The 16,624-nt window shown below is 72.0% G+C and carries 18 protein-coding genes; 6 read left to right on the top strand and 12 right to left on the bottom strand.

The window, feature by feature from the left end:
• Positions 1 to 50: 50 nt before the first annotated feature.
• The 4 genes from J2X36_RS08960 to J2X36_RS08945 all read left to right on the top strand — a co-directional run bounded on the left by J2X36_RS08960 (position 51) and on the right by J2X36_RS08945 (position 2,826).
• A complete protein-coding gene (locus J2X36_RS08960; protein ID WP_310348547.1) occupies positions 51 to 1,148 on the top strand; it encodes a UV damage endonuclease UvsE in 1,098 nt (365 codons plus the stop codon).
• A 46-nt stretch (positions 1,149 to 1,194) separates the two neighbouring features.
• Positions 1,195 to 1,746: an alpha/beta hydrolase gene (locus J2X36_RS08955; RefSeq protein WP_310348543.1), complete on the top strand. Its 552-nt coding sequence runs from the start codon at positions 1,195 to 1,197 to the stop codon at positions 1,744 to 1,746.
• A 177-nt stretch (positions 1,747 to 1,923) separates the two neighbouring features.
• Positions 1,924 to 2,430 (top strand): hypothetical protein, encoded by a 507-nt coding sequence (locus tag J2X36_RS08950; RefSeq protein WP_310348541.1) that lies wholly within the window; start codon positions 1,924 to 1,926, stop codon positions 2,428 to 2,430.
• A 141-nt stretch (positions 2,431 to 2,571) separates the two neighbouring features.
• Positions 2,572 to 2,826, top strand: a complete 255-nt coding sequence (locus tag J2X36_RS08945; protein ID WP_132249630.1) for a hypothetical protein — start codon at positions 2,572 to 2,574, stop codon at positions 2,824 to 2,826.
• 3 nt (positions 2,827 to 2,829) lie between these two features.
• Here the strand turns inward: J2X36_RS08945 and J2X36_RS08940 are convergent, their stop codons facing one another.
• The 8 genes from J2X36_RS08940 to J2X36_RS08905 form a co-directional block, all read right to left on the bottom strand.
• On the bottom strand, positions 2,830 to 3,855 hold the full coding sequence (locus J2X36_RS08940) for a TIGR01620 family protein (protein ID WP_310348538.1): 1,026 nt from the start codon (positions 3,853 to 3,855) through the stop codon (positions 2,830 to 2,832).
• Positions 3,856 to 3,925: 70 nt separating this feature from the next.
• A complete protein-coding gene (locus J2X36_RS08935) occupies positions 3,926 to 5,371 on the bottom strand; it encodes a YcjX family protein (protein WP_310348536.1) in 1,446 nt (481 codons plus the stop codon).
• A gap of 73 nt (positions 5,372 to 5,444) precedes the next feature.
• Positions 5,445 to 6,635 carry a hypothetical protein gene (locus tag J2X36_RS08930; RefSeq protein WP_310348534.1) on the bottom strand — a complete coding sequence of 397 codons (1,191 nt, stop codon included), beginning with the start codon at positions 6,633 to 6,635 and terminating at the stop codon, positions 5,445 to 5,447.
• 94 nt (positions 6,636 to 6,729) lie between these two features.
• Complete coding sequence (gene hisN / locus J2X36_RS08925) at positions 6,730 to 7,518, bottom strand: histidinol-phosphatase (protein ID WP_310348532.1); 789 nt, start codon at positions 7,516 to 7,518, stop codon at positions 6,730 to 6,732.
• A gap of 73 nt (positions 7,519 to 7,591) precedes the next feature.
• Complete coding sequence (locus tag J2X36_RS08920) at positions 7,592 to 9,625, bottom strand: AI-2E family transporter (protein WP_310348529.1); 2,034 nt, start codon at positions 9,623 to 9,625, stop codon at positions 7,592 to 7,594.
• 152 nt (positions 9,626 to 9,777) lie between these two features.
• On the bottom strand, positions 9,778 to 10,536 hold the full coding sequence (locus tag J2X36_RS08915; protein ID WP_310348526.1) for a 5-oxoprolinase subunit PxpA: 759 nt from the start codon (positions 10,534 to 10,536) through the stop codon (positions 9,778 to 9,780).
• Positions 10,537 to 10,545: 9 nt separating this feature from the next.
• Entirely contained in the window at positions 10,546 to 11,838 is a 1,293-nt protein-coding gene (gene pncB, locus J2X36_RS08910) for a nicotinate phosphoribosyltransferase (protein ID WP_310348886.1), read from the bottom strand.
• A 141-nt stretch (positions 11,839 to 11,979) separates the two neighbouring features.
• Positions 11,980 to 12,483 carry a pyridoxamine 5'-phosphate oxidase family protein gene (locus J2X36_RS08905; protein ID WP_132249644.1) on the bottom strand — a complete coding sequence of 168 codons (504 nt, stop codon included), beginning with the start codon at positions 12,481 to 12,483 and terminating at the stop codon, positions 11,980 to 11,982.
• 197 nt (positions 12,484 to 12,680) lie between these two features.
• On the opposite strand from J2X36_RS08905, the gene J2X36_RS08900 reads away from it, so the two are divergent.
• Complete coding sequence (locus tag J2X36_RS08900; protein WP_132249646.1) at positions 12,681 to 13,814, top strand: Mrp/NBP35 family ATP-binding protein; 1,134 nt, start codon at positions 12,681 to 12,683, stop codon at positions 13,812 to 13,814.
• Between the two features lie 27 nt (positions 13,815 to 13,841).
• The gene (gene mobA, locus J2X36_RS08895) at positions 13,842 to 14,462 is read left to right on the top strand and encodes a molybdenum cofactor guanylyltransferase MobA (RefSeq protein ID WP_310348521.1); all 621 of its coding nucleotides are present in this window, start codon (positions 13,842 to 13,844) and stop codon (positions 14,460 to 14,462) included.
• Between the two features lie 107 nt (positions 14,463 to 14,569).
• Here the strand turns inward: mobA and J2X36_RS08890 are convergent, their stop codons facing one another.
• Genes J2X36_RS08890 through coaD form a run of 4 tightly spaced genes read right to left on the bottom strand, consistent with a single transcriptional unit; the run spans position 14,570 to position 16,614 of the window.
• Positions 14,570 to 15,028 (bottom strand): peptidylprolyl isomerase, encoded by a 459-nt coding sequence (locus J2X36_RS08890; RefSeq protein WP_310348519.1) that lies wholly within the window; start codon positions 15,026 to 15,028, stop codon positions 14,570 to 14,572.
• A gap of 13 nt (positions 15,029 to 15,041) precedes the next feature.
• Positions 15,042 to 15,503, bottom strand: a complete 462-nt coding sequence (locus tag J2X36_RS08885) for a hypothetical protein (protein ID WP_132249650.1) — start codon at positions 15,501 to 15,503, stop codon at positions 15,042 to 15,044.
• An 8-nt stretch (positions 15,504 to 15,511) separates the two neighbouring features.
• On the bottom strand, positions 15,512 to 16,063 hold the full coding sequence (locus J2X36_RS08880) for a peptidylprolyl isomerase (RefSeq protein ID WP_132249652.1): 552 nt from the start codon (positions 16,061 to 16,063) through the stop codon (positions 15,512 to 15,514).
• Positions 16,064 to 16,113: 50 nt separating this feature from the next.
• Complete coding sequence (coaD, locus tag J2X36_RS08875; protein WP_132249654.1) at positions 16,114 to 16,614, bottom strand: pantetheine-phosphate adenylyltransferase; 501 nt, start codon at positions 16,612 to 16,614, stop codon at positions 16,114 to 16,116.
• Positions 16,615 to 16,624 lie beyond the last annotated feature (10 nt).

The raw sequence follows: 16,624 nt of genomic DNA, 5'->3' as shown, positions 1-16,624 counted from the left end.
CGCGACCGGCCAAGCTTGCGTCGAATCCGCACCGTCCGCGTTGTCGCCCCATGAGCGACGCCCCGACCGACGAGACCACCGGCACGCCCCGCCTCGGCTTCTGCTGCAAATTCATCCCGGACGAGCCGCCGGGCACCCACAAGACGGTCAAGGCGGCCAAGGAGGCGGCGCTCGCCATGAACGTCACCAGCGTGACGATGGCCTATCTCCAGCGCCAACCGCCCGCGGCGGCGCAGGCGAAGCTTGGCGACATCGTCGGGCACAACCTCACCGCACTCGCTCGGCAGGTGGAGTGGGTCGGCGCGCGGCCTCCGCTGGAGCGGCTCCTGCGGATGGCGAGCTCGATCCTGCCCGGCTACACGCACCCCGTCGTCAAGCCCTTCTATGCCGAACCGGACCTGCGCGCGGCCGTCGAGACCGGCCTAGCCGAGATCGGCGAGCGGGCACGGATCCTCGGCGTGCGCCTCAGCCTGCATCCCGGGCCCTTCTGCATCCTCGCCTCGCGCAACGAGGCAGCCCTGCGCAACGGCATCGAGGAGCTCGATTACCACGCCGAAATCATGGACATGATGGGCTACGGCACCGGCTGGCACCCGCACGGCGCCCACATCAACATCCATGTCGGCGCCCGCGACCCCGGCACCGAGGGCTGGTGCGCGAACCTGCCGAAGGTCAGCCGTGTCGCGCGCGACCTCGTCACGGTGGAGAACGACGAATCCTCCTTCGGGCTCGATGCGGTGCTGACCCTGAGCGACCTCGTACCCGTCGTCCTCGACATCCATCACCACTGGGTCGAGAGCGGGGGAGAGTACATCGAGCCAGACGATCTCCGCATCGCGCGGGTCCGCGATTCCTGGCGAGGCGTGCGTCCCGTCTCTCACATCAGCGTCTCGCGCGAGACGCTCCTGCCCGACCACGATCCCGACCGGCTGCCCGACTTCGCGGCCCTGCGCGCGTCTGGGCATTCGTGGCGGGATCTCGCCGCCCATTCCGACCTGATGTGGAACCGGGCCCTCAACGCCCTCGTCGGCCGCCACCTCGCCTGGACGGATTTCGAGATCGAGGCGAAATCCAAGAACCTCGCCTCGGTCGGCATCGCGGCGCAGATCTCCGGCTCGCTCGCTCCCCTCGCCGTCGCGGCGGCGTGAGGAGGCGGGTCGACGGCGCTGCCGCGAGCCGTTATCGCGAGTCTCCATGAAGACAGCCGATTGCGACATCCTCGTCATCCCGGGGCTCGCCGGCTCCGAGGAGGAGCACTGGCAGGCCCGCTGGGCGAGCCGCCTGCCCACCGCCCGCATCGTCGAACAGGCGGATTGGGATCGGCCGGAGCCTGAGGCTTGGTGCGGCCGGATCCGGGAGGCGGTCGAGGCGTCGACCCGACCCGTCGTCCTGATCGCCCACAGCCTCGGCGTCATCGCGAGCGTCGCCGTCGCACCCGCCCTGCCCCCGGGCGTCGTGCGCGGCGCCCTCTTCGTCGCGCCGCCCGACATCGAGCGCACGCCGAACCTGCCCGAGAGCGTGCGCGCCTTCGCGCCGATCCCGCGCGAGCCCCTGCCCTTCCCCGCTCTCGTCGTGGCGAGCCGGACCGATCCGTACTGCACTTACGAGCGCGCCGAGGATCTCGCTTATGCCTGGGGCGCGGTGATCGTCGATGCGGGCGAATCGGGCCACATCAACGTGGCGAGCGGGCACGGGCCTTGGCCGGAGGGCCTGATGCGCCTCGCGGGTTTTCTGAAGAACCTCTGATCAGTCGTTCAATACCCTGTTCGCTTTGCCGTGTCGGCAGGCGGCCGCGCGCTGCGCGAGAATGTCGGCCCGGGACAATTCGGGAACTGATCCAGGTTAAACTGGTTTCATCCGCGAAAGCAGGCCGCGGCGCTCCGCCGGGGGCCGCGCTATCCTTGCGATTTCACGGAGAACCAGATGCAAAACGGACGGATTCTCGCCGGCCTCGCGCTCGCGTGCCTGACCACTCCCGTTCTTGCGGGCCCCTGCACCGAGCAGATCGCGGCTGTGGCGAAGCAGCTGGAGAGCAGCCCCGCCGCGGGCGCGGCCGTGACGGGCTCGGTCTCGGGCAGCGTCGCCGAGACGAAGTCCGATGCCAGGACGTCCCGCGACAAGACCGCCACCACCGAGAGCGCCCCGAGCCTCAACAAGGATGGCAGGACGGGCGGCGTCGGCGGCAACGACGAGGTGAATGCGGCGGCCGCCGACCGCGCCACCTCCGCCGCTGACGTGCGCCGGCAACAGGAGGGCAAGCCGACGGCCGTCGCGAACCCCGCCGCGGCCGGCAACGCCGACAGCGGTGAGAGCCGGGCCAAGAACCTCCTCGCCGAGGCGCGCGCCCTCGACGCCAAGGGCGACGATGCCTGCCGGGGCAAGCTCGCCGAGGCCAAGGATGCGGGCGGCCTGAGCCAGAGCTACCGCTGAGGTCGCGCAGGCCCGCGCCGGGTCGGAATGCTCCCGCAGGAATGCGGGGGCTTTCTCGTTTCCGGGCGCGCTCTTAACCCCTCGTTTACCATCCTCGCGCTCGATGGTGCCGACCCACCCGTCCGCAGAGTGCGAGGAATCATGACGAGAAAAGAGCTTCTGGCCCGCCTCGACGCCGTGCAGGCGGCCCTCGGCCCCCGCGCCAATACGAGCTTCAACAGCTCGATCTTCAACGACGCGGCGCTCCTGAAGCGCATCGAGGCGTTCGAGGCACAGGTCGCCGTCGCCGACAAGCCGAAGCCGGCCGAGTATACCGGCAACATGTTCAGCCGCATCCAGAACCGCAGAAATGCCGCGCCGGCCGCACCCGCCCGGACGCTGGTGACGGGGCAGTAGGCCTCAGCTCTGCTCCTCCCGGGCGGGACGCAGCAACTCTCCCGCGACGTCCGCCAGCCGCGGGGGCGCCTCGCGGGTGAAGGGCAGCGGACGGCACACCGCGATGGCGGCGAGCCCGAAGCGTGCGGTCATCAGGCCGTTGAGCACGCCCTCGCCGAGCTTTGCCGAGACGCGGGCGGCGATGCCGAGGCCGAGGACCTGCTGCACCACGCTGTCGCCGACCGCCATGCCGCCGGTGACGGTGAGATGGGCGAAGGCGGCGCGCGCGAGCCGCAGGAAGCCGAGGAAGCCCGGCCTCCCGCCGTAGATCGCGGCGATCCGGCGCAGCAGCCGCACCGCGGAAAACACGACGAACGCGACGTCGACGATGGCCCGCGGGCTCAGCGCCGTCACCGCCGAGACCTGCTTGGCGGCCGTGGCGATGGCGCCGCGCGCCTGCGCATCGAGGGGCGCGAGGAGTTCGCGCTCGGCGATGCCGATCCGGTCCTCCACGTCGAGGATCGCATCGCCGAGCGTGTCGAGGCGCCGGCGTCCCTCCGCGAGCGGCGCCCGGTCGGCGTAGAAGGCGGCGAGATCCCGCACCACCGCCTGTGCGCCGGTATGATCCCGGGTCGCGATCGCCTGGATCGCGGCCTCGCGCAGCTTCTCGATCCGCCGCTCGCGCCAGAGACCCCCGATCTCGCGGCCGACGATCGCCAGGAAGGCCAAAGCCGCCAGCGCGAGGAGCGCGAGGGCGACGCCGCCGAGCCACGGTGCGGCCTGGAACAGGTCCGCGATCAGCCGCTCGACCGACAGGCCGATCCCCAGGGCCACGAGCCCGCCGAGGGCGGAGAGGAGCAGGCCGAGCCAGGGTGCACGGCGCCGGCCGGCGACCGGCACGGGCGTGCCGTCCGCCGCGTCGACGATCTCGAAGGGCTCCTCGACCATCCGGACCTCGGAGGGAGGCGCGACGGGCGGTGCGGCGCCGGCCTCCGGGGCAGCGCCCGGCGTTGGCATGCGGAAGGCGCGCGGGCGCTGGGAGGAGCTCATGCGACGAATCCCGAGACAATGGGGCGGCCGGTCTGAGACCTGGCCACGGGGAGCGAGGCGGACGCCGCTCTCACGTCAGCCGGTCCCCGATCAGGAACTGCATCGCCCGGTCGAGCCGGATCTGCGGCAGGTGGCCGGGGCGGCCGAGGCCGTCGGGCCGCACGAGGGGCGGGCGGAAGCGCGGGAAGCGGAGTGAGCCGGGCTCGACCGCGCCCTCGAGCACCGCCTCCAGCCGGGCGGGCAGTTCGCCGGGGAAGATCGCGGCCTCGCCGAGCCCGTCGAAGGTCTCGTCGCCCACCACCTCGCCCGCCTCCGGCGTGCCGGTGACCGCGCGGAAGGTGGCCTCGCCCTCGTGCACGGTGGTCTCGCGGGTGGCGCGCACGGAGGCGAGCGCCACCGTGCCGACGCGGGCCCCCGCGGCCTCCGTCCGGCGCATCGCCCGCGAGACGAGGAGGCGCAGGAGGGCGTCGAGGCGGTCGTGGCTCGTCTGGTGGAGGTGGTCGGCCTTGGTGGCGGCGAAGAGCACGCGGTCGGCGCGGGGCGCGAACAGCCGGGAGAGCAGCGAGTTGCGCCCGATATTGAGGCTGAGCAGCACGGAATCGAGCGCCTCCTCCAGTTCCGCCAGGGCGGCCGGCCCCGCATCGACTGCCGCGAGCACGTCGACGAGCACGATCTGCCGATCGACCCGCTGGAAATGGTCGCGAAAGAAGGGCTCCACCACCTTCGCCTTGTAGGCCTCGAAGCGGCGCTCCATCAGGCCCGCGAGGCTATCCGGCGCCAGCGCCTCGGGCAGCCGGTCGAGGGGCGCGAAGGTGAGCGCGGGCGAGCCCGCGAGATCGCCGGGCATCAGGAAGCGGCCGGGCGGGGTCGTCGCCACCGCCTCGGGACCGGCGCGGAGGCCGGCGAGATAGGCCTTGAAGGCGTCGCTCGCGCGCTCGGCCAGGGGTTCGTCGAGGGGGCCGTTCGGATCGAGGCCGGAAAGCATGGCGAGCCAGGGCGCGGCGATTCCCGCGCGGCCGGCCCGGCGCGTCCCCGCGATCGTGGCGCGCGACCACGTCGTGTAGCTCTGCTCGATCAAGGCGAGGTCGAGGAGCCACTCGCCCGGATAATCCACCACGTCGAGCATCAATCTGCCCGGCCCCGAGCGCCAGCCGCCGGCCCGCTCGTACTCGATGGCGAGGCGGAACTGGCTGATCCGGTCTGTGGAGCGCGGCCAGCGCCGCTCCTCGGTGAGCGCCGCGAAATGCTCCTCGAAGGGGAAGCGCGGCACGTCGTCGTCGGGCTGCGGCACGAGGCGGGCCCGGCGCAGGCGCCCCTCCTGCGTCGGCGCGAAGGCGGGCAGTGCGTGCGTCTCGACGAGATGGTGGATCAGGGCCGTCGTGAACACGGTCTTGCCCGAGCGTGCGAGCCCGGTGACGCCGAGCCGCAATGTCGGCTGGATCAGGAAGTCGCTGGAGGCCTCGGCGAAGGCCTTCACGGCCGATCCGGCGCGCGCGGCGAAACTGTTCAGGGGCAAGGCGAGCTCGGTGGGATGATGTGACCGGCCGCTGAGGTGGCGCGCCGGCCGGCCAGCCGCAAGGCTTGGGTGCCTACCGGCCGGCCTCCGCGGTGGGGGCGACGCGCACCGTCGAGGCGGAGAGCCGGGCGATCGCGGCCTGCACGAGGTCCGGCCCGGCCCGCAATGTGCCGAGTTCGACCCCCGACATGGCGAGCATGACGGGTGCGAGGTTCGGCAGCGGCCCGCCCGCCTCGTCGAACAGCTTCAGGTCATCGCCCGGCTTCAGCCCTACGCTTCCGGCGATGCGGGCGGCGTAATTCGCGATGCGCACCTCGTCGTTGCCGCAGAGGGGGGGTGGCAGGCGCAGGTCGAGGAGCGGCAGGCCCGCCGCGATCGCCGGGAGGGCGGCCGATTCCGCGACGAGCCGGTCGGGCGAGAGGCTGGAGCGGGTGAGCAGCGCGGCGGGGTTGTCGGCCCCGCGCAGCGGCGTGCGGGCGGCGGATCGCTCCGGCGCCGCCGTGACGCCGGCCGCGATGTCGGCGACGGGCCGCAGGGATGGGAGCGGTGCGCGGCCGGGACGCCTGGCGGGGTTGCCGGCCATCCGCGCCAGCGGCGACCAGGGCTGGACGCGCAGGGCCGGCCGCGCCGCGGCGGCAGCGCGGCGGGGCTGCGCCGAGGCCGTCGCGCGCCGGGGCGCGCCCCCTCGGGCATGCCGGGCGAGGAAGCGGGCGCGGAGCGTCCGGCCGATGCCCTGCGGCGCGAGGGCCGTCGAGACGGACGGCGTGCGCGGGACAGAGCTCCGCTGGACGGTGGCCGCCGGCACCCCGCAGGAGGCGGGAGCCCAACGGCGCACGATGGCGAGTGCCGTGCGCCGCCCGTACTCACGGTAGTAGCGGCGCAGGAGCTGCGCGGCGGCGTCCGCCCCGTCCGCGGCGGTGGCGAAGCCCGTGTGGCCCTCCCCATCGCCGCCGAGCTCGCCGGACCAGCGGGCCTGCTTGATGCACCAGTAATTGTTGAGCTTGACGCAGCGCGCCACGAAGGCGGGCTCGGTCCGTGAGAAGCGCGCGACCAGCGCCAGCGAGGCGGGGCGGAGCGCCGCGCCCGCTTCCTGACGCCAGTTCGTGACGGCCCGGGCCTCGGCCGCGAAGCGCGGCGGTACCGGTGCCGGGGACGGCATCACGAGGGCGAGCCGCGCCGCTTCACCTCCGGCCCGCGCGGCCTCCAGCCCCGCCTCGATCCGAGGCGTCAGGGTCGTCAGGACGAGGAGCGCGGCGAGGAGCAAGGCGGGACGGCCGAGGGTTCGAGGCGGGGCGAAGCTTGGCCACCCTCAGGCAACGGCGGCGCGCCGTGTTCGGTTCAACCGGTGGTAAGGTTCGTCAGGGGTTCAGCGCGGCGAGCGCCGCCGCGTGCAGGCGCCGGTCGCCGGCCGCCACGACGCGACCGCCCTGCGTCGCCGGGCCGCCGTCCCAGGCCGTGACGACCCCGCCTGCGCCCTCGACGATCGGGATCAGGGCGACGATGTCGTAGGGCTTCAGCCCCGCCTCGACCACGAGGTCGATCTGCCCGGCCGCCAGCATGCAATAGGCGTAGCAATCGGCGCCGTAGCGGGCCATCCGGACGCTGGCCTCGATCGACCGGTAGCGCTCCGCCTCCTCGCCCTCGGCGAAGAGCCGCGGGTCGGTGGTGGCGAGGATCGCCTCCTTCAGGCTCTCGCAGCGGCGGGTGCGGAGCGTGCGCTCGCCGCGGGCATGGCGCAGCTTCGCGCTCGCGCCGTCGCCGAAGAAGCGCTCGTTGAGGAAGGGCTGATGCATCAGCCCGCGCACCGCCATGCCTCCGCGCGTCAGCCCGATCAGGGTGCCCCAGGTCGGCAGGCCGGCGATGAAGGCGCGGGTGCCGTCGATCGGGTCGAGCACCCAGACGCACTCCGCGTCGAGCCGCTCCGAGCCGAACTCCTCGCCGAGGATGCCGTGGGTCGGGAAGGTCTGACGGATCATGTTGCGCAGCACGACCTCCGCCGCCCGGTCGGCTTCGGTGACGGGGTCGAAGGCGGCGCCGCCCCGCGCCTTGTCGTCGAGGCCGAAATGCGCGCGGAAGAAGGGCAGGATCGCCTGTCCCGACTGGGTGGCGAGATCGTCCATGAACCGCGCGAGATCGACGACGCTCATCGGCAAGGCACCCTCTGTCGGCGGCGCGCGGGCCCCGGTTTCCGATGACGGAAGCGGGCTCGGAGCGGCGGCGTCAAGCCCCCGCGAGATCGGAGTTCGCCCGTTCGGGTTCGGTGCGCCCGCTCGCCGAGAGCGCCGTCACCCGTCCGGAGGAGAGGGCGCGCGGCTCGGCCTCGACCGCGGCGAGCACCGCCTCGACCGCCGCGCGGAGCGAGATCACGTTCTCGTCGGCGCCGAGGGCGGCGAGGCGCGCGGCGTCCCCGAGGATCTCGTCGTCGGCCCGCCAGAGGCCGGCCACGATCCGCACCTGGGGCATCCGCCGGCGCAGCCGCCCGACGAGCCGGCGCAGGTGGGTCGGTTCCCCGCTGATCGCCAGCGAGATGATGCAGGCGATCCGCGCGGGACCGGGCGAGAAGGCGTCGATGCGGGCGCGCGCCACCTCGGAGAAGGGCACGATCCGGGTGCCGATGCCGCGCTTCTCCAGGAGCTGCGCCAGGATCGCGGCGGCGGCCCCGTCCACGAAGCCGCGCCCGGCGACGCAGAGCACCGCCCCCTCGCGCCGCCAAGCCTCGCCGACCGAGCCGGGCGCAGGCGTGATCGGCTCGCGGCCGCAGGCCGGAGCGTTGCGCTCGCCGCCCGTGACGAGGCGGTGGGCGGCCGCCGCCGGCGCTTCCGGCGTCTCGTCGGCGCGGGAGGACAGCTCCTCGACGAGTTCAGTCACCGAGGCGCGGATCGCGGTCTTCTGCTCCGGCGTCAGCACGCCGCGTGCCGCGTCCCGCGCCGCGAGTTCCAGCCCGCGCAGCACGACCTCGTCGTAATAGGCGGAGAGCGAGCATTCCTGCAGGATCAGGTCGGCATGCTCCTGCACCTCCTCCGGGTCGTCGGCGAGGATGCGCTGGTAGAAGTTCTCGATCGGGGTCAGCGCCGGCCGGTCGCCGAACAGCACGTCGAGGAACTCGAGCCTGTCGACATGGCGGCCGAGCACCACGAGGCAGACGGTGAGCGGGGTTGAGAGCAGGAGCCCGACCGGCCCCCACAGCCACGTCCAGAACAGGGCCGAGACCAGCACCGCGAAGGGCGAGAGCCCGGTCGATTGCCCGTAGAGCATCGGCTCGATGATGTGGCCGACGATCGGCTCCAGCACCACGAACAGGGTCGCGGTGGCCACGACCATGTTCCAGCCGGGATCGACCGCGGCGGCGAGCGCCAGCGGGAACAGCGCGGAGAGGAAGGCGCCGACATAGGGCACGAAGCGCATCAGGGCGGAGAAGATGCCCCACAGGACCGGATTGGGCACCCCGATCAGGTAGAGGCCGGCGCCGATGACGATCCCGAAGGCGGCGTTCAGGGCGAGCTGCACCACGAAGTAGCGGCTCAGGCGCCGCGCGGCGTCGTCCATCGCCACCGTGGTGCGGTGCAGGTCGCTCGAGCCGGCGAGCCGGATCATGCGATCGCGCAGGTCCTCCTTCTGCATCAGGATGAAGAGCAGCACCACGAAGACGATGCCGGTGGTGGCGAGCGGCTTCATCACCGGCGAGAGCAGCGTGCCGGCCGTCTCGATCGGGCCCGGGGGACGCTCGCGCATCTCGACCAAGACGGCCTTCTCCTCCGGCTTCTCCGGGCCGGCGGCGGAGGGCGCCGGCTTGTTGCCCACCTCCCCCTCGCTGCCGGCCTGATGGATCGCCCGGCCGATATTGGCGACGTAGTCCGTCGCCCGCCCCAGCGCGCTGTCCTTCAGGCCCTCGACCTTGCGCTCGATCGTGTCGCGGTAGCGCGGGACGTCGCCGGCGAGATCGGCGACCTGGACGCCGATCAGCGTGGTCAGCGCCGCCACGATTCCGAGCGCGGTGATCACAGCGATCGCAACCGCCATGATCCGGCCGAGACGCAGGCGCCGCAGGAGGTCGACGAGCGGACCCAGCACGAAGGAGAACAGCACCGCGATGGCGATGGGGATGAAGATCTCGCGCCCGACATAGAGCGCGGCGACGATGACCCCGGCGATCACGACCGGCGAGGCGAGCGCCGCCTTCGGCGTCTCGGCGGCGGCGATCCGTGTCGGGCGCGGTGGGATGAGGGGCGCCTCGGGGCTCGAATTCCTGGCCATTCCGGTCTCGCCTCGAACGCGACGCCTGCGCTGCACCGCCAGGGCGGGCATCGCAGCGTGAGGAACGGCGGGAGGCCGCAATCGATCCCTGGATGAAGCTGCGGTTCTCACGGATTCGTGAGCGCCTGCCGTGGCGGCCGGGTCCGGAAACCTCAGGTCGTGAAGGGCGCGAGCACGTGGCCAGCGGCTTCGAGACGTGCGCGGACGGTTCGCGCCATCGCGACGGCGGCCGGATTGTCGCCGTGCACGCAGATCGTGTCGATGGCGACGGGGATGTGCCGGCCGCCGCGCGTCTCGACGGCGCCGGCCTCCAGCATGCGAAGGACCCGATCGGCCGCGGCCTCCGCCTCGTGGATGACGGCGCCGGGCTCGGAGCGCGGCGCGAGCCTTCCATCCTCCCCGTAGGCGCGGTCGGCGTAGATTTCGCGCGAGACCGCGAGGCCGAGGGCGAGCGCCGCCCGCTCGGCAGGCAGGCCGGGCATGACCATGAGGACGAGGCCGCGATCGACCGCGCGCACCCCGCGGGCGATCGCCGCCGCGACCCCATCCTCGACATTGGCGAGGTTGGCCAGCGCCCCGTGCGCCTTGACGTGGCTGACGCGGTGGCCGGCAAGCGCCGCGCAGCCCTGAAGCGCCCCGATCTGGTAGGCGATTGCCTGCTCGATCTCGGCCGGGCTCTGCGGGATCACCCGGCGCCCGAAGCCTTCGAGGTCGCGGAAGCCCGGATGCGCGCCGAGCGCCACGCCCCGCGCCTTCGCCGCCCGCGCCGTCTCGACCATGATGCCGGGATCGCCCGCATGGAAGCCGCAGGCGACGTTGGCCGAGGTGACGATGTCGAGCATGGCCGCATCCTCCCCCATGCGCCAGGGGCCGAAGCCCTCCCCGAGGTCGCTGTTGAGGTCGATGCGCATCGCGTGATCCTAGACCACCACCGGCGCCGCCACCTGCCCGCCGGTCCCGAACACGCGCTGATAGCGCGCGATCGCCTCGGCGGGGCCGATCGCCTTGGTCGGGTTGTCCGAGATCTTCACGGCCGGGCGCCCGTTCGCCTCGATGACCTTGCAGACGATCGAGATCGGATCGAGGCCGCCGCCCGGCACGAGGCCGCGGAAATCGTTGGTGAGCAGGGTGCCCCAGCCGTAGCCGATGCGGAGGCGGCCGTGGAAATGGGCGTGGATGCGCTCGATGTCCGCGATGTCGAGCCCGTCGGAGAAGATCGCGAGCTTCGTCGCCGGGTCGCTGTCATGATCGCGCCACCACGCGATCGCCTCCTCGCCGCCCGCGATCGGCTCCTTCGAGTCGATCCGCATGCCGGTCCAGTCCGCCACCCAATCGGGCGCGTTCGCGAGGAATCCCGCCGTGCCGTAGGTGTCCGGCAGCACGACCAGCAGATTGCCCGCATAATCCTGCTGCCAGTCCCGCAGGACGTCGTAGGGCGCGCGGGCGAGGGCCTCGTCGTCCTCGGCGAGTGCCGCGTAGACCATCGGCAGTTCGTGCGCGTTGGTGCCCACCGCCTCGACTTCCCGGCGCAGCGCGATGAGGCAGTTCGACGTCCCGAGGAAGCGGGGCCCGAGCCCCGCGCTCATCGCCTCGACGCACCAATCCTGCCAGAGGAAGCCGTGCCGGCGGCGCGTGCCGAAATCCGCGATCGAGAGGTCGGGAAGTTTCCTCAGGCGCTCGATCTTCTTCCAGACCCGCGTCATGGCCCGGGCATAGAGCACCTGCAGCTCGAACTTGGCCATGCCGCGTAGCACGAAGCGGGAGCGCAGCTCGTTCAGGATCGCGAGGGCCGGCACCTCCCACATCGTGGTCTCGAGCCAGGGCCCGTGGAAGGTCAGCACGTATTGCCCGTCCCGTGCCTCGAGCTCGTATTCGGGCAGGCGGAATCCTTCCAGCCACTCGATGAACTCGGCGGAGAACATCCGGCGCCGCCCGTAGAAGGCGTTGCCCCGGAGCCAGGTCGATTCCCCCCGGGTCAGGCGCAGCGAGCGGGCGTGGTCGAGCTGCTCGCGCAACTCCCCCGCGTCGACGATGTCGGCGATGCGCACGCTGCGCGAGCGGTTCTGGATGCCGAAGGTCACGTGCGTGTCGCGATGGCGGCGCAGGATCGTTTGCGCCATCAGGAGCTTGTAGAAATCCGTGTCGAGCAGCGACCGGACGATCGGGTCGATCTTCCAGGTGTGGTTGTAGACCCGCGCGGCGAGGTCGATCATGTCCGTCCGGGGCCAATCCGTTGCCAAGGCAGCCTCCGAGTGGCCTCAAGCGCGTCCGCAAAGTCAATCGCGCCATCACGAAGCGGGCGGCGCCTCCGCCGGGGAAGCGCCGCCCGCTCGAGCAGTTGCGGGATGCGAGGCTCAGCCCAGATCGACCTTCGCGCTCTCCGTCTTCGGGCTCTCGCCGGTCACGGCGGCCTTCACGTAGCCGTAGAGGTGCAGCATCGTGGCGTTCGGGCTGTCCCAGTACTCGCCCTTCTCCGGGTGCACGCGGATGAGGGCGACCTCCGGGTCGTCCTTCCCGTTCGGGAACCAGGTCTTCAGGCTCTCATTCCACTTGTCGTCGATCACCGCCTGATCGGTGACGATCTCGGCCTTGCCCGCCACCGAGACGTAGGTCTGCGTCTTCGGGTCCGAATAGGCGAGGTTCACTTGGTTGTCCTTGGAGATCTCGGCCGTCTTCGGCGAGTGGAGCCGCGTGAAAAACCACAGGTCGCCGACCTCGTCCGCGTCCTGGCTCCACATCGGGCGGCTGTAGAGTTTCCCGTCCGGGTCGGCGGTGGTCATCATCGCGACCTTGATGTCCTTGATGAGCTCGAACAGCTTCTTCGCGCCCTCGTGGTCGCGATGGTTGCCTTGATGCATGGGGGGATGTCTCCAACGTAGCGGGGCGCGTCCTGGGCGCCCCGAGATCGTGTCGACAACGGGCAAGGCCCGCGATGGTTTCGGAGCGGCCCAGCCGCCGTGCGGGCTGGTGTTTCCGGCGCGGGCGCGTACATGGACAGGGACGGCGGCGGGGCGAGGCGGCCCCGCCATCGGCGCGTCTTTCAGGAGCCCTGCCCTTGCCGATTACCCGCGACGACGTGCTGAAGGCGCTCGCGACCGTGACGGTCGATGCCGGCGGCACCACCCTGCCCGGTTCCGGCCGCCTCTCGCAGGTGGTCGTCGATCCGAGCCAGAGGGTCATGTTCTCGATCCTCGTCGATCCCAGCGAGGCGGAGCGCTTCGAGCCCGTCCGTCGCCGGGCCGAGGGCGCCGTGCTGGCGATGCCCGGCGTCACGGGCGTGTTCGCGAGCCTGACCTCCGAGCGCGGCGCGGATGCGCCGGCCCCCGCTGCTGCGCCGCAGCGCCCCGCGACGCCCCCGCCGCGGGGCGGGGCGCCCGGCCCCGGGCCGGCCCTGCCGGGCGTGCGCCACATCGTGGCGGTGGCCTCCGGCAAGGGCGGCGTCGGCAAGTCGACCACGGCCTGCAACCTCGCCCTCGCCTTGCAGGCGCAGGGGCTGCGGGTCGGGCTCCTCGACGCGGACATCTACGGTCCGTCGGTGCCCAAGCTGTTCGGCCTGTCCGGCAAGCCGCGGGTGATCGAGGGGCGCACGCTTGAGCCGATGCAGGGCTACGGCCTCAAGGTGATGTCGATCGGCTTCCTGATCGAGCCCGAATCCGCGATGATCTGGCGTGGGCCGATGGTGCAATCCGCGATCACGCAGATGCTGCGCGAGGTCGCCTGGGGCGAGCTCGACGTGCTTCTCGTCGACATGCCGCCCGGCACCGGCGACGCGCAGCTCACCATGGCCCAGGCGACGCCGCTCTCGGGCGCCGTCATCGTCTCGACGCCGCAGGATCTCGCGCTGATCGACGCGCGGCGCGGCGTGACCATGTTCAAGAAGGTCGCGGTGCCGATCCTCGGCGTGATCGAGAACATGGCGACCTTCGTCTGCCCCCATTGCGGGCAGGCGTCGCACATCTTCGGCCACGGCGGCGCCCGCGAGGAGGCCGAGCGCCTCGGCGTGCCCTTCCTCGGCGAGGTGCCGCTCAACATGACGATCCGCGAGACCTCCGATTCCGGCCGCCCCGTCGTGGCGACCGATCCGGACGGGCCGCAGGCGAAGGTCTACCGCGAGATCGCGAGCCGGCTCTGGGGCAACCTGTCGGGCGCGTCCGCGGGACGGACCGCTCCGAAGATCGTCATCGAGTGATCCGGTGACGACGCGCGGAGGCAGCCGGTGACGACGCTCGGCGTCATCCTGGCGGGCGGGCTGTCCCGCCGGATGGGCGGCGGCGACAAGCCGCTGCGGGGGCTCGCCGGCCGCACGCTGCTCGACCGGGTGGTGCACCGGTTCGGTCCGCAATGTCCGGCCGGGCTCATCCTCAACGCCAACGGCGATCCGGCCCGGTTCGGAGCCTTTCCCGGCGCGATCGTGCCGGATGGGGTGCTAGGTCATCCAGGGCCGCTTGCCGGCATCCTCGCCGCGCTCGAACACGCGCGGGCGCATCATCCGGCGGTGGTCGAGGTCGCGAGCGTGACCGGCGACGCGCCCTTCCTACCGGACGACCTCGTGGCCCGCCTCGCCGCGGCCCGGCGCAGGAGCGGGGCGCCGATCGCGGTGGCATCCTCGGGCGGGCGCCAGCATTTCACGGTCGCGCTCTGGTCCGTCTCGCTCGTGGATGATCTGCGCGCCGCGCTGATCGAGCGGGACGAGCGGCGCGTCGGCGCCTATCTCGGCCGACACGGCGCCGTACCGGTGGACTGGCCGATCGAACCGATCGACCCGTTCCTCAACATCAACACGCCGGAGGATCTCGACCTCGCCACGGCCCTGCTGGCGCGCATCGCCGAGGGGTAGGGACGCGTCACCTCTTGGCCAACGGGACAGCGTGATGCGGCCCGTCTCCCGGGGTCCGCCTTCGCAGATTCCCGGAAGACATTGCGCGGAGGCGCGGCCGCCAGCCTTCAGGCCGCCGCGACGGTCGCCTTCACGATGCGGTCGGGATCGCGCACCGGCTCGCCGCGCTTGATCGTGTCGACCACCTCCATGCCTTCGACGACCTTCCCCCAGACCGTGTACTGCTTGTCGAGGAAGCGGGCGTCGCCGAAGCAGATGAAGAACTGCGAGTTCGCCGAGTGCGGGAAGTTGGTGCGCGCCATGGAGCAGGTGCCGCGCACGTGCGGCTCGCTGTTGAACTCGGCGTTCAGGTCCGGCAGCTCGGAGCCGCCGGAGCCCGTGCCCGTCGGGTCGCCGGTCTGGGCCATGAAGCCGTCGATCACCCGGTGGAACGGCACGCCGTCGTAGAAGCCCTGTCCCGCGAGCGTCTTGATGCGCTCCACGTGGTTCGGCGCGAGGTCGGGGCGCAGCGCGATCACGACGCGGCCCTTGGTGGTCTCCAGGACGATGGTCTCGTTGTCGGTCATGATGGGTACTCCTCTACCTCTCTGGTCCCCGATCGATCAGGCGGAGCGCCAGGGGGCGCCCCGCGATGGCCCGCCCGAGGGCGGGAGTGATGCGAGCCGGCGTGCAGCGCCGGATCGATGTCAGCGTCGCCCGCACCAGGCTCGACCGGGCGGCGGCGTCGGGCGTGCCCGCCGTGAAGGTGATGCGGGGCGTCCCGATCAGTGTTCCGTCACGGCGCAGCGCGAAGCGCGCCGTGATCTGCAGGTCCTTCAGCCCGTCGAGCCCCGAGGGCAAGGCCCAGCAGGCGGCGAGCGCCGGAAACAGCGCCGGCAGCGTGTCCGCAATCCCGGAGGGCGGCTCCGCCAGGGGCACCCGGACGGTGCCGCGCAGCGTCTCCGGCAGGGTGAGCGGGGGCTGCAGGATCTCCGCGCTCTGGCCGAGGGCGGCGCCCGGCAGGCTCGTGCCGAGGAGCAGGAGCGCCAGCGCCGTCCTCACCCCCGGCCCTAGCGCGCCTTCCCGGCGAGCTGCATCGTGACGATCTTGTCCGGGTTCTGCACCGCGCCGCCCGCCGCGTTGCGCTCCGCCTTCTTGATCTTGTCGACCGCCTCCATGCCGCTCGTGACGGTGCCGACCACCGTGTACTTGCCGTTGAGGAAGGGGGCGTCGGCGAGACAGATGAAGAATTGCGAGTTCGCCGAGTTCGGATCGCTGGACCGGGCCATGCCGACGGTGCCGCGGGTGAACGGCGTGGAGGAGAACTCCGCCGGGATGTTCGGGAGGCTGGAGCCGCCGGTGCCGTTGCCGTTCGGGTCGCCGGTCTGGGCCATGAAGCCCTCCATGACGCGGTGGAACTTCAGCCCGTTGTAGAAGCCCTGGCCGACGAGCGTCTTGATCTGCTGCACGTGCTTCGGCGCGAGGTCGGGCCGCAGCTGGATCGTCACGCGCCCGTCCTTGGTGTCGAGGAAGACGGTGTCGTCATCGGCGGCGCGGGCCGCTGGGGCGGCCCCGAGGAACGCGCTCAGTGCGAGCGCGAGGACGGCGTTCCGGCGGTTCATCGGCGAAATCTCTCCCAGGATCGTCGTTGTCGGTTCGGTGATGCCGAGGCTTACGCCCCGGAAAAGCGCGCCTTCAGGAGGTCGGCGACACTCGGCGGGACGAAGGGCGCCACGTCCCCTCCCATCGCGGCGATCTGCCGGACGAGGGTCGCCGTGATCGGCCGGACATGGATCGAGGCCGGCAGGAAGACGGTCTGCACCTCGGGCGCCATCGCGGCGTTCATGCCCGCGAGCTGCATCTCGTAATCGAGGTCGGTTCCGTCCCGCAGGCCGCGGATGAACAGGTTCGCGCCGAACCGCCGCGCCGCGCTCACCGCAAGGTCGTCGAAGGTCGCGATCTCAAGCGCGGTGCCGGCTTCGGCGGCGAGGGGCGCGCAGGTCTCCCGCAGGAGCTCGGCGCGCTCCTCGGCCGAGAAGAGCGGCGCCTTGCCCGGATGCACCCCGATCGCGATGACGAGGTTCGGCACCAGCCGGCAGGCCTGCCGCACCACGTCGAGGTGGCCGTTCGTGACCGGGTCGAAGGAGCCGGCATAGAGGGCGGTTCGGATCATCGCCCGTGGG

This window comes from Methylobacterium sp. BE186, assembly GCF_031457035.1.
GTDB lineage: Bacteria > Pseudomonadota > Alphaproteobacteria > Rhizobiales > Beijerinckiaceae > Methylobacterium > Methylobacterium segetis.
Note: the sequence above shows the minus strand (reverse complement) of the source record. Positions and strands in the feature narration are given on the sequence as shown.

Excerpts from the sequence above, each read along its gene's own strand:
- J2X36_RS08960 (WP_310348547.1), top strand. The coding sequence starts at position 51 with ATGAGCGACGCCCCGACCGACGAGACCACCGGCACGCCCCGCCTCGGC.
- J2X36_RS08955 (WP_310348543.1), top strand. The coding sequence starts at position 1,195 with ATGAAGACAGCCGATTGCGACATCCTCGTCATCCCGGGGCTCGCCGGC.
- J2X36_RS08950 (WP_310348541.1), top strand. The coding sequence starts at position 1,924 with ATGCAAAACGGACGGATTCTCGCCGGCCTCGCGCTCGCGTGCCTGACC.
- J2X36_RS08945 (WP_132249630.1), top strand. The coding sequence starts at position 2,572 with ATGACGAGAAAAGAGCTTCTGGCCCGCCTCGACGCCGTGCAGGCGGCC.
- J2X36_RS08940 (WP_310348538.1), bottom strand. The coding sequence starts at position 3,855 with ATGAGCTCCTCCCAGCGCCCGCGCGCCTTCCGCATGCCAACGCCGGGC.
- hisN (WP_310348532.1), bottom strand. The coding sequence starts at position 7,518 with ATGAGCGTCGTCGATCTCGCGCGGTTCATGGACGATCTCGCCACCCAG.
- J2X36_RS08920 (WP_310348529.1), bottom strand. The coding sequence starts at position 9,625 with ATGGCCAGGAATTCGAGCCCCGAGGCGCCCCTCATCCCACCGCGCCCG.
- J2X36_RS08915 (WP_310348526.1), bottom strand. The coding sequence starts at position 10,536 with ATGCGCATCGACCTCAACAGCGACCTCGGGGAGGGCTTCGGCCCCTGG.
- pncB (WP_310348886.1), bottom strand. The coding sequence starts at position 11,838 with ATGATCGACCTCGCCGCGCGGGTCTACAACCACACCTGGAAGATCGAC.
- J2X36_RS08905 (WP_132249644.1), bottom strand. The coding sequence starts at position 12,483 with ATGCATCAAGGCAACCATCGCGACCACGAGGGCGCGAAGAAGCTGTTC.
- J2X36_RS08890 (WP_310348519.1), bottom strand. The coding sequence starts at position 15,028 with ATGACCGACAACGAGACCATCGTCCTGGAGACCACCAAGGGCCGCGTC.
- J2X36_RS08880 (WP_132249652.1), bottom strand. The coding sequence starts at position 16,063 with ATGAACCGCCGGAACGCCGTCCTCGCGCTCGCACTGAGCGCGTTCCTC.
- coaD (WP_132249654.1), bottom strand. The coding sequence starts at position 16,614 with ATGATCCGAACCGCCCTCTATGCCGGCTCCTTCGACCCGGTCACGAAC.